The organism is Kitasatospora sp. NPDC057542 (genome assembly GCF_042801945.1).
Taxonomy (GTDB): Bacteria; Actinomycetota; Actinomycetes; order Streptomycetales; family Streptomycetaceae; genus Kitasatospora.
In genome coordinates this window covers 1-11,488 of sequence record NZ_JBHVFE010000026.1, presented here as the reverse complement: position 1 = coordinate 11,488, position 11,488 = coordinate 1, and the positions used below count along the sequence as shown (strand labels likewise).

Genomic DNA, 11,488 nt, shown 5'->3' with positions numbered 1-11,488 from the left:
CTCAGTACGCGAGGCCAAATGCGACCATCCTCATCTAGGAGATGGATTGGCGATCTCTTCGATGAGCTGGCTCTGGTGCCGGATGTCGTCGCTCTCGCTAGGGGTGAGGTCGTACCGGGCGAGGGCTTCCATCTCCGCACGGGCACCAGGTACGTCGCCCGCGAGAGCCAGAACCAAGGCACGTTGTGAACGAATCCCGACGATCATGTCCAAGAGGTTGTTCTCCTGGGCCGCGTGCAGCAGTGAGTCGAGCTGTTTCAGCGCCCCGGCGGGATTGGTCCAGCATTCCACGTCTGCGAGGTCCTGCCCCGAGTCGATGGCCGACCGCATGGCGCCGGAGGCGTTGTAGAGCTTGAACGCCCATAGTGCCCACGGCTCGAAGTCCATTCTGCCGAGTTTACGCGCGACTTTGACCAGGAGACCGAAGCAGTCGGCGAGCCTCTTGAAGTCGTCTGGTGTGTCGTGGCTGACGCATCGCTCATGGAGCACCTCGACCGATAGCAGGACGTCGGGAGGTGTCAGCCCGAGGTGGTCCATGTAGGTGTCGATGAGTCCCGCAGCAAATTCGCCCGCCTCCAAGTATTCTCCCGCCTCCCACAAAGCACCGGCGTACTCATAGCGCAAGCCCCGGTCGAACCGGGAGGGAGCAGGCGTCTGGGTATGTGCTTCGGCGAAGGCTCGGCGAAGTTGTGTGAGGGCTCCCGCTGGGCCGTAGAGACGGAACTGTCGGGAGGCGACGAGCATGGCCTCTCGCGGACCGAAGTCCGGGTGTCCGGCTCGATGAATCGTCTCCATCGCGTGGACATGTGAGGCTAGCGCCTCCATGTCTCCTTCATTGAACGCCCATGCGGCCAGCGCGTTGTGAGCGTCGAGCCGCAGTGCGGGATCCGAGGCCGGATCACGCGCCGTGTCAGCGAGGTCGGCACGCACCTCACGGGGGTATTCACGCTCGAAGAACCCCTCCTCCTCGGTGAGGGCGATCAGGACCCCGATCTGTCCCGTTGAGCCCAGCAGTCGCATCCAGCGGGAACGTCGCGCGGGATCCCAGTCACCCTCCACGATCTGGCACAAGGCCCGCTGCACCCGGTCGGCCGTCTCCTCGTCGAGACCTTCAAGCACCTGCCGGGCGACAGGGCGTGCGGCGTCATGAAGCTTCAGGTGACCATCCCCAAACGACTGCGTCAGCCCGGGGCCAACAAGCTCTCGAAGAGCACGACCGTTGACCGACCGGCTCGCCAGCCCCATGTCCGCAGCCAACAGCTGCAGCTCGTCCTGCTTCAGTGGGACCTCGGCCAGGGCGAGGAGGCCGGCCAGTGCCGTAGCCGTCTCGCCGAGACCTGCGAAGGCCCGCTCGAGGATGCGCTCCTGAGCAGTGGGCATTGCGTGCGTCCCCTCCCCGAACGCGTCGCAGAACTCGGCCACGTCGGCGCCGTACTGGCTGCGGGCGAGCACGGCGGCCTGACCGACGTACAAGGGCAGACCGCCGGTGAGCGTGATGACGCGCTGCGCCGTGGCGTAGTCGGTCCGGCAGCCTTCAGCCGCGAAGACCTCAACCACGGTGTCGACACTCCATCCGGGCAGCACCTGCGGGGCGATTCCGAGATGAGTCTCAAGAACGGGCTGGTCAGGCCAGGGGTGCGCCAACAAGACCAACTGTGCCGTGGGCAGCGCCGCGATGAGCACGCGGAGTCCGTCGACGGGAACGCGGTGGGCGTTGTCGAGGACGACAGCGACGATGATCCCCGCTTCTTCCAGCCGCCGGTGGACCGCTCGCAGGACATCCAGGCTCGACCCGTAGGGCAGCTCCGTTCCCGCCGGACCGCTGAGGTGCCTGGCCGCGAGTTCCCGGGCCAACGACTCGGCGAGAGCATCGGCCGACACGCCATCTGCCACATCGCAGTACGTCACGGGCAGCGAGCACCGCTTGGCCGCATCCGCTGCCCAAGTGGTCTTCCCTGCGCCTGAGTACCCGACCACCAGCCGCACCTGCTGCTCGCCGACCAGCTCGGGATCGGTCTTCTGGGGCCGGTAGGTATCGGGGCTCTCCGGGAACGCCTGCAGCTCCTGCACGAACTGCTCGAACAACTGGGCAAGGTCCGCTGCTACGAAACCCTGACCGAGAGCGCCCGTGGACGCATACTGCAACCGGGCCGCCAGCTTCTCCACCAAAGTCCGCGGTTTGAGCGAAGCGAATCGGACATTGCTGGCCTCGTCCGTGCACCACTGCATCATCGCCTCGAGGTCAGGCGCCGGCGTCGGCAGCCACGGCTCAGCCTCTGAAGGTCTGCCTGGGTACAGCATATGAACGTCGCTGGGCCAGTCCACGGCGAGAGTCTTGTCCAGCAGGTCAGGTCCAGGCTGGGCGTTAGTGATCACGATCAGCGAGGGACTGCCACTGCGCCGGCCTGCATCATGCTCGGCTCGAACTCCACGGTATTGATCGACCGCGCCGCGGATGTCGCTCCAGACCAGGACGCCGCTCTTGCGAGTCTTGATCTGGAGGTACAGGCGACGGCCCGGGAGCACCACCTCCAGATCCTCGTCCCGCTCCACCAGCAGGCTCTCGGCGCCCGCGCCCCGTAGCCTCAGCAGGCAACCGACGGCGTACAGATTCTGATACGTGAACCCGCGATGGGTAGCCCGGATCCGCAACTGCTGCGCACTGTCGAGCGGAGGCTCCCCGATGAAATCCTGCGTTGCAAGATGATCATCACCCTGCGGTACTGCTCCGCTCATGCCCATGAAGCAATGCTCTCAGGTGCAGACCCAGGTGCCGCAGCGAATCCTCGACCTCGTGGCCCGCCAGCAGGTCCAGGGTCGTCCCGTGCCGCCTGACCTCCCACTGCCGGCCTGCCAGGCGTCGGGGGTGCCTATGGGTCCGGTCGCCGCTGAGGTTCATTCCACCTGCCTGTCGCAGCCGACCCTGTGCTGCGGATAGGCTCACACGAATACGATGCCCTGCAGGCAGGGTCGGTCCGAGACGGGCCTCGAATCGGGAGACCGCTCGGGCCAGGCCGACAGGACTGGCCCGAGCATCGCCCACAACTCGTCATCCACTACCTACGGCTGGCTGTCACAGCATCACGAACAGCTCAATCGTCGCGCTGCTTGCGGCCGACCAGCGCCGATTTACAAGATCGTGTTACGAGCCCTCAGGAGCGGCTCCTCATTCGCGATCTGAGAGCATCGGTCCCCCGCTGGTCCCCGGCAAGATCGTTTAAGGGCGTACGCAGATGGCTAGCTTCACCGACGGAGTAGCATAAAAAAGCCGCTGGCCTGGGATTTCTCCCAGCCAACGGCTTCCGACATATCTGTCGGGACGACAGGATTTGAACCTGCGACCCCTTGACCCCCAGTCAAGTGCGCTACCAAGCTGCGCCACGTCCCGTGGTCTCGGCGCCTGCAGCGGGGCCTGGGGGCTCTGCTGTGGGCTTCTCGACCTTGTCTCCGGTTGTCCCGGCGACGTGGAAAACAATACAGCACGTCGGGGGGTGCTCGCTGCCAGGTCTGGGAGGGGTGGGTCAGGGGGTCGGGTGGCGGGCGTCGTAGGTGAGGAAGGCGGGGCGGCGGGCGGCGAGGAGGAGGACGGCGGCGACGCAGGCGAGGCCGCCGGTGATGACGGAGGTGGCGGGGTTGGTGAGGGCGGCGACGGTTCCGGACTCGAAGTCGCCGAGGCGGGGGCCGCCGGCCACGACCACGATGAAAATGCCCTGGAGTCGGCCGCGCATCTCGTCCGGGGCCGCGACCTGCATCATCGTGTTGCGGAAGATCATGCTGACGGTGTCGGCGAAGCCCGCGACCGCGAGTAGCAGGAGGCCGAGCCAGAGGTTGTGGAGGGCTCCGAAGGCCGCGATGGCCAGGCCCCAGGCGGCGACGGCCGCGAGGACGGCGGCGCCCTGGCGGTGCACGCGGCCGACCCAGCCGGAGAAGAGCGCGCCGACCAGGGCGCCGACGGCCGGGGCTGAGACCAGCAGGCCGACGGTGCCGGCGTCGCCGCCGTAGAAGGTGACCGCGATGGCCGGGAAGAGAGCGCGCGGCATGCCGAAGACCATCGCGGCCAGGTCGGCGAGGAAGCTGGTGCGCAGGTTGGGCTGCTCGCGCAGGAAGCGCAGGCCGTCGAGGACGGAGGCGCGGCCCTTGCGCGCGCCGAGCGGCCGCATGGCAGGCAGGCGCCACATCGCGTAGAGGGTGCCGGTGAAGGCGACGGTGTCGATCAGGTAGGCGGCCTGGGCGCCGTACGCGCCGATGAGGACGCCGCCGAGCATCGGGCCGACCGTGAGGCCGAGGTTCATGCTGACGGTGTTCAGGGCGTTCGCCGCCGGGAGCTGGTGGCTGGGCACCAAGCGGGGGATCATCGCGGAGCGGGCGGGCGAGCTGAGCGCGAAGAAGCCGGCTTGGACGGCGACGGCGGCGTACAGGACGGCGACCAGACCGAGGCCGGCCAGCGCCTGAGCGGCCAGGACGGCGGAGACGGCAGCCAGGCCCGCCGAGCCGATCAGGCCCAGTCGGCGCCGGTCGACGGTGTCGGCGATCGCACCGCCGTACAGGCCGAAGGCGACCAGCGGAACGAGGGAGAAGATGCCGACCAGACCGGTCGCGAAGGCGGAGCCGGTCAGGTCGTAGACCTGGACGGAGACGGCGACGGCCGTCATCTGCTGGCCTATGGAAGAGACGGCCTGCCCGGCCCAGACCCGGCGGTAGTCGGCGTGGTCGCGCAGCGGGCTGAGGTCGGCGAATGCCCGCCGGTACCAGGGCGAGTCGGCGATCGCCCCCGCTCCGGGTCCGTCCCGCGGCCCGGGATCGGGTTCGGGCTCAACGGAGGAGGGCGAGGGGGCCGAGGAGGGCGAGGAAGGCACAGGGGAGCCGGACGACGCGGGCAAGGGGGAGGACGTGGAATGTTGATTGTTCGACATGATCCCCCATGCTCCGCTCCGTCCCCGGACGGCTTCGCACCGGGGCCCGCTCAAGCAGGGCCCCGGCCCCGCCCGCACGCGTTACCGGCTCAGCACCTGCTTCTCCCCCGCCTCCACCGCGAAGTCGAGCCGATTGCCCGGCGGCGGGAACGGGCAGATGAAGTGGTCCGAGAAGGCGCACGGCGGCAGATAGGCCCGGTTCAGGTCGAGGACGGTGCGGCCCTCGGCGTCCGGTGCCGGCAGGGTGATGAAACGGAAGCGGTAGGTGTCGATGCCACTGGTCGCGTCCGCGATCACGCCGCTGAGCCGCCCGACCGACCGACCGACGGTCAGCGTGCGGTGCTCGCCCGCCACGGTGAAGGCGATCTGCCCGGAGACGGCCAGCGGGCGCTCGCGGCCGTCGGCGTTCGGGACCACGACCGACCGCGCATCGTCGTCCTCGAACGGGGTGAAGACGGCGGGCACGGCCCACTCGGGCGCGTACGGGTAGGCGGAGATGCCGGCAAAGGCGGTCCGGCGCGGCGCGGCCGGGTCGAAGACCCGCAGCGCCAGCTCACCTTCGCGCTCGATCGGGACGAGCAGCAGGTCGCCCAGGGTGGCGGTGTCGGCGGCCGGGTCGCTGTCCGGACGGAGCAGCACCTCGCCGTCCACCGGCGCGCCCTCACCGTCCGCCGACGTGCCCGCGCCGTCGACCGTGATGCCATCGGACGCCGCCGCCCGGAGCCGGACGCCCTCGGCCTCGGCCCACCAGCGCCCGGGCAAGCCGGGGATCTCGGCCGGCTCGGGCTCCAGCCAGTGCGTGCCGGTGAGTGCGAGCTGGCCGTGCGTCGCGCTCACCGACGCCGCCCGGCCTTCGCTCCAGTGCTTCCAGTCCTCCGCGGCCGTCGCCGTCATCTGTCCGCCCTCCCGGTCGGTCCGCGGACGACCCGCCGTTCGGGCCGCCCGTCTCGGTCATCCACAACACCGTCCGCTCGGACGGATCATTCCCGTCGGCCCGGAGCCGCCGAAACTGCAACACGGCGGCAACGCGCTGACACGGGGCACCACACGGGCCACACACATCACTTACCCGTACCCACCCGTCGCACCTATCCGTCGCGGCGCTTCAGCGGACGGAACAGCCCTTCCTGCACCACGGACACCACCAGCCGGCCGTGCCGGTCGAAGATCTGCCCGCGCGCCAGGCCGCGCGCACCGTGCGCGATCGGGGACTCCTGCTGGTACAGCAGCCAGTCGTCCGTCCGGAACGGCTGGTGGAACCACATCGCGTGGTCGAGCGACGCCATGTCGAAGCTCCGCTCGCCCCACAGCGGCTCGACCGGGGCCCGGACGGCGTCCAGCAGCGTCATGTCGCTGGCGTAGGTGAGAGCGCAGACGTGGATCAGCGGGTCGTCCGGCAGCGGGCCGTTGGTGCGCAGCCAGACACCGCTGCGCGCCTCGACGCCCTCCAGCTCCTCCTTGGTCCAGCGCAGCCGGTCGACGTAGCGGATGTCGAAGGGCTGGCGGCGGCTGATGAACGGGGGCAGCTCGCCGAGCCGGGAGCCGACCTCCTCCAGGGCACTGGGCAGTTCCTCGGGGGCGGCGACGGCCGGCATCGGGTACTGGTGCTCGATGCCGCCCTCCTCCGGTCCGTGGAAGTCGGCGGTGAGCGCGAAGATCGACCGGCCGCCCTGGATGCCGAGCACCCGGCGGGTGGTGAAGGAGCGGCCGTCGCGGATCCGGTCGACCTGGTAGACGATCGGCACGCCGGGGACCCCGGGGCGCAGGAAGTAGGCGTGCAGCGAGTGGACCGGGCGCTCGTCGTCCACCGTGCGCCCCGCCGCGACCAGCGCCTGCCCGGCGACCTGGCCGCCGAACGTCCGTTGCAGCGCCTCCTCGGGGCTGCGCCCACGGAAGATGTTGAGTTCGATCTGCTCAAGGTCGAGCAGATCGACAAGGTCGTCGACGGGGGTACCCATGCGCACGCTTCCTCTCCGGACTCCGAACGAATTCTCCAGCTCACTCGAATTCTCCGGCGACCCGGGTCATTCCCGCGCAGCGGTCCGGAGCCCCCATTTCACTCGAACGAGTAGGCGAGTCTATGGACAGGTGAACGGACGAGACGGCGCTGTCGCCCAGGAGACCCTCAGGAGAACCCCCGGGAGACTTCCCGGCTACTCCCCCAGCCCCGACTCCCGCACCGTGATGTTGAGCCGCCCGACCAGCCCCAGCTCCGGATCGGCCGTCCCCGGCAGCGTCCGCACCACCCCGTGGTACGCGAACCGGGCCGGACCGCCGAACACCAGCAGGTCGCCGCTGCGCAGTTCCAGGTCGGTCCACGGCCGGGTCCTCGTCTCGGTGTTCCCGAGCCGGAAGACACAGCCGTCGCCCAGCGAGAGCGAGACCACCGGCGCGTCCGCCCGCTCGTCGCGGTCCTGGTGGAGGCCCATCTTCGCGCCGTGCGCGTAGTGGTTGACGATCGCGATGTCCGGCTCGTACGAGGCCGCACCCGAGACCTCCCCCAGCGCGGCGCCGTACGCCTCGGCGACAGCGCTTCGGGCCAGGTCCCCGAGCAGCGGCGGGAACGGCTTGACGGGCGCGCCGTCCTCGGCGACCCGCCGGTACCCGTACGGGTACCAGTGCAGGCCGAGGCTCACCATCCGGACGGACATCATCCCGCCGGTGGGCATCCGCACGGCGTGCAGGCCGGCCGGCGGTCGGGCCCACTCCCGGCAGGCGGCGACCAGGCGGCGCTGCGCGTCGAGGTCCAGCCAGCCGGGGAGCAGGACGGCGCCGGGGGCCGGCTCGGAACGCTCGCGCGCGCCCGGAGACCCGCCCGGGTCGCTGAACAGCTCGCCCTGGATCACCTCACCATCCTCCCGCAGCATGCCTACCCGGGCCCAGCCCCGCACCCGACGCACCCGCCCCCGACGCGGCAGTCGGCAGCACCGTCGCGGCGGCGCCCACGCCCACCACGACCCGCCCCACACCCATGCGTTCCTCACGTGAATGCGGCATGGCAGCCGACCCCGGGCACGCCGTGCGCCCACCGCCCGGGAACTGGGCCGGACACCGCGAAACGCCGACGGCCGCTCCCCCGGCCGGCGGGAGAACCCGCGCGGCGGAGGAGCGGCCGTGGAAGCCGAGCACATCGATACGTCACTACGTCGGTAGGTCGGCACGGCGGTGCCCGATCAGGCACCGGCGCGGTGAGGCCCGGGCAGCCGGGATCAGCTGCGCACGGCGCCTCGGAGGCCCCGGGGACCTCAGATGCTGAGGGTCTGGCCCGGGAAGATCAGGTTCGGGTTGCCGCCGATGACCTTGGCGTTGTTCTGGTACAGGTCGTGCCAGTCCAGGCCCTGCGCGGCGGCGATGGAGCTCAGGGTGTCACCGGCCTTGACGGTGTAGCTGCCCTTGGCAGCCTGCGGGGCGGCAGCCTTCGGCGTGGCCTCGTTCTTCGGAGCGGCCTGAGCCTTGGGCGCGACCTGAGCCTTGGGCGCGGCCTTCGGGGCCTCGGCCGGCTTGGCGGCGGCCTTCGGGGTCTGCGCCGGCTTGGCGGCCGTCGAGCCGGAGGTGGAGCCCGCCGAGGTGTCGACGGCGGCCGGGGCGCCGCCCTTGGTCAGACCGGCCTTGACGGAGCAGACGGGCCAGGCACCCGGGCCCTGCGAGGCGAGGACCTTCTCGGCGACGGCGATCTGCTGCGCCTTGGTGGCCTGGTTCGCCTGCGGGGCGTAGGCGGTGCCACCGAACGCGGCCCAGGTGCTGGAGGTGAACTGGAGACCGCCGTAGAAACCGTTGCCGGTGTTGATGGCCCAGTTGCCGCCGCTCTCGCACTGGGCGACGGCGTCCCAGGTGGAGACGGAGGCGGCAGAGGCCGAGGTGGCCGTGACGAGGCCGGCCACCGGCAGGGCCGCGACAGCGGCGCCCGCCACGACAGCCATCCGCACGCGGTTGCGCTTGGTGACGGTGGAGGTGGTGGCAGCGGCGTTCTCGTTACGGAAGGTCATGGGGTTCCTCTCGACAGCCCCGGGCGGGCATGCGGAACCAGGCCCTGGAAAGGGCCTCGATCGCTTGCCGCGTCCGTCGGGCGGCCGTGCACGTGTCGGACGTGCCGCTGCCGCCCCGGCCACCCAGCCGCTCGCCGACGACCTGTTCGAGCGATCGCGTCGGCGGGCACCTACCGCGCCCGGCGGGCCGGGGGGCTGTGCGTCGGGGGTGAACCCGGGTGGCGCTCGTTGCGCCGACCAAGAAGCTACGAGCCGTTCGGCGGGGAAACCAAAACTCCGACGGTCTGCCCAGCTCAGGCTTGGGTTACCGCCGGTAACAACCTCACAATCCTGACCGAAATGTCCGCTTTAGCCGCCGATTCCTAGATCAAACATCTCGACCACGTGACTCACCTCACCGTTTCATTCCGGCAGTCCCGGCACCGACATCGACAGATTGCGACCACCAGAACACGCCGCGCGGTCGGATCGGAAGCAATTCTCGTCAGCCTCGACGGGCACCCGTGACGCCTGACACAAGAGCCCGTTGGGCATGGCGACCTCCCCGTGTCCGCCCCCGAACCCCATCCGCTTCCATCCGAGGAGACCCTGTGCCGCGCATGCTCGACGTCAGCGACGAGGTCCGGTCCGAGATCGGCGACGACGAGGCCGACCGCCTGCTAGGCGGCGACCGCGCCCCCGACGGCTACGAGTGCACCTCCTGCCGGACCCCCGGCGACACGCATGTGGAGCCCACCAGCACCGTGCTGTTCGTCGGCGAGGAGACCGCCGTCCTCGCCTTCGCGCACGCCCGCTGCATCCCCTCCCAGGTCGTACCGGTCTCCGAGGAGCAGCTGGCCGGTGCCGTCCGCAGCATCAGCCAGTCCCAGCCCGGCGGCCCGGACCTCGCCGTCCCCACCGCCGCGCCGAGCGCCCCCGCGCCGGCCCCGGCCGCGCACGTCGGCCCCGCCCCGACCCAGCCGACCACCCCCGGCCAGGCCGCCATCCTCGGCATCACCTGCGGGCTGGTCCTGCACGGCAGGGTCGGGCACGCCTCCCTGGTGGTCGAGCCGACCGGGCCGGTCGGCCGCCCCGGCAGCACCTCGGGCGAGGACGAGTTCCTGGACCTGCTCCAGGACGCCGGCTTCCAGCCCGTCACCCACCTGGACGAGACCCCGGATCAGCTGCCCGGCTGGTCCGTCCTGGTCGCGATGGGCAAGCTGCACGCGATCCTCCAGCCCGCCGCGGCCGGCGGCAGCACCGGTTGGTGGCAGGCGCACCAGCCACTCCAGGTCACCGACGCCTGGCGGATGGCCGCGAGCCAGCTCTCCGAGGTGACGATGTACGCCGTACCGGCCGGCATGGTCGGCCGCCAGCCCCGCGAGGACCTGCTGCGCCAGGCACTGGAACGGGCGGTGGCGCTGGGCCAGGTGGTGGCCGCCTCCCTCCCGCTCGCCGGCACCTGATCCGTCTCCGCGCCCCGACCCGCCGGAAGGCTGCCTCCCACCCCCACGGCCGCCTTCCGGCGGGCGTGTGCCCACCACACCCCGGCGTGCAGCCCGGACCACACCCCGGCGCACCTGCCCCTCCGCGCTCCGGCGCATCGACGCACCCGCACCCCCATATCCCGCATCCCCCGCCCCTCTCGCTCGTTGGCCCCTACGTGTACAGCTACGACGTCTCCGCGTCCCCCGGCCGGTCCGCCACCGCCTCGCGCTCGATCCCGGGCATGCGCCCGTCGTACGACGCCGAGCATCCGCACTCCACCACGCCGATCTACGACGAGCTGTACTCCGAGTTCCGGCGCCTCTTCCGCGCCCTGCCCGGCGACCGCTCGGGCGAGGAGGGCCTGAAGTTCACGGGCTTCGCGGTCCGCGACGGCTACCCGCTGCTCGGCGAGCAGCGTACGTACCCGCCCCAGCAGCAGGCCTTCCACACCCTCGCGGGCCAGGCGCCGGGTCTCCCCCAGTTCGTGCCGGGCCCCCAGCACCACGGCTCGGGCGCCACCGGTGGCCGGCAGCACGGCCACACCGGTGCTCAGCAACACGGCCACGCCGGCGGCCACACCGGCACCCACGTGACCGCCGACACTCACGCCGGCACCCACGCCGGCAGTCACACCGCCGACAGCCATAACACCGGAAGCCACGCCGGCGGTCACACCGGCAGTCACACCACCGGTCACCACCGCGGCCACTCCGCCGGCCACCCCGAGCCCGCCGCTCCCACCAACGACGGCCCCGGCCACACCAACGCGACCCCCGACCCGGCCCAACCCGCCGCCCCGGCCGCCCAGTTCACCAACGGTCAGGGCTGGATCGCGGCCGGCTACCTGGGCGCGGCCCCGCACCCGATGCCGGTCCCCGCGCCCGCACCTCCGGCACCGCCCGCACCCTCCCCGGTGATGGGTACGGCCACCGGTCTCACCGCCGCCCCGTCCACCGGCGGCCGCCACCGCCAGATGCTCTCCCTGCCCCCGGGCTCCAGCGCCGACCACCGCTGACCCCGCGACCACCACCCCGAGCACGAAACCCGGCCCACGCCCCGCCGAGCAGAAAACCCGGCCCACGCCCCAAAGACGCCGGAGGGCCCCGCCACGATGGTGGCGCA

At 71.1% G+C, this 11,488-nt stretch carries 8 protein-coding genes and 1 tRNA gene; 2 read left to right on the top strand and 7 right to left on the bottom strand.

The window, feature by feature from the left end; translation table 11 throughout:
• Positions 1-30: 30 nt before the first annotated feature.
• The 7 genes from ACFU7Y_RS05790 to ACFU7Y_RS05760 form a co-directional block, all read right to left on the bottom strand.
• Positions 31-2,742 carry an ATP-binding protein gene (locus ACFU7Y_RS05790; RefSeq protein WP_224278867.1) on the bottom strand — a complete coding sequence of 904 codons (2,712 nt, stop codon included), beginning with the start codon at positions 2,740-2,742 and terminating at the stop codon, positions 31-33.
• A 572-nt stretch (positions 2,743-3,314) separates the two neighbouring features.
• Positions 3,315-3,388 (bottom strand) — tRNA-Pro (locus tag ACFU7Y_RS05785).
• A 133-nt stretch (positions 3,389-3,521) separates the two neighbouring features.
• Complete coding sequence (locus ACFU7Y_RS05780) at positions 3,522-4,913, bottom strand: MFS transporter (RefSeq protein ID WP_380766578.1); 1,392 nt, start codon at positions 4,911-4,913, stop codon at positions 3,522-3,524.
• 81 nt (positions 4,914-4,994) lie between these two features.
• Positions 4,995-5,807 carry a DUF1684 domain-containing protein gene (locus ACFU7Y_RS05775; protein ID WP_224278869.1) on the bottom strand — a complete coding sequence of 271 codons (813 nt, stop codon included), beginning with the start codon at positions 5,805-5,807 and terminating at the stop codon, positions 4,995-4,997.
• Positions 5,808-6,001: 194 nt separating this feature from the next.
• Positions 6,002-6,871, bottom strand: a complete 870-nt coding sequence (locus ACFU7Y_RS05770; protein WP_224278871.1) for an acyl-CoA thioesterase II — start codon at positions 6,869-6,871, stop codon at positions 6,002-6,004.
• A gap of 195 nt (positions 6,872-7,066) precedes the next feature.
• Positions 7,067-7,756, bottom strand: a complete 690-nt coding sequence (locus ACFU7Y_RS05765; RefSeq protein ID WP_374119949.1) for an alpha-ketoglutarate-dependent dioxygenase AlkB — start codon at positions 7,754-7,756, stop codon at positions 7,067-7,069.
• A 402-nt stretch (positions 7,757-8,158) separates the two neighbouring features.
• A complete protein-coding gene (locus tag ACFU7Y_RS05760) occupies positions 8,159-8,899 on the bottom strand; it encodes a transglycosylase family protein (protein WP_308020184.1) in 741 nt (246 codons plus the stop codon).
• A 590-nt stretch (positions 8,900-9,489) separates the two neighbouring features.
• Between ACFU7Y_RS05760 and ACFU7Y_RS05755 the strand changes: the two genes are divergently transcribed.
• The gene (locus ACFU7Y_RS05755) at positions 9,490-10,344 is read left to right on the top strand and encodes a hypothetical protein (protein ID WP_380766576.1); all 855 of its coding nucleotides are present in this window, start codon (positions 9,490-9,492) and stop codon (positions 10,342-10,344) included.
• 197 nt (positions 10,345-10,541) lie between these two features.
• The gene (locus ACFU7Y_RS05750) at positions 10,542-11,381 is read left to right on the top strand and encodes a hypothetical protein (protein WP_224283468.1); all 840 of its coding nucleotides are present in this window, start codon (positions 10,542-10,544) and stop codon (positions 11,379-11,381) included.
• Positions 11,382-11,488 lie beyond the last annotated feature (107 nt).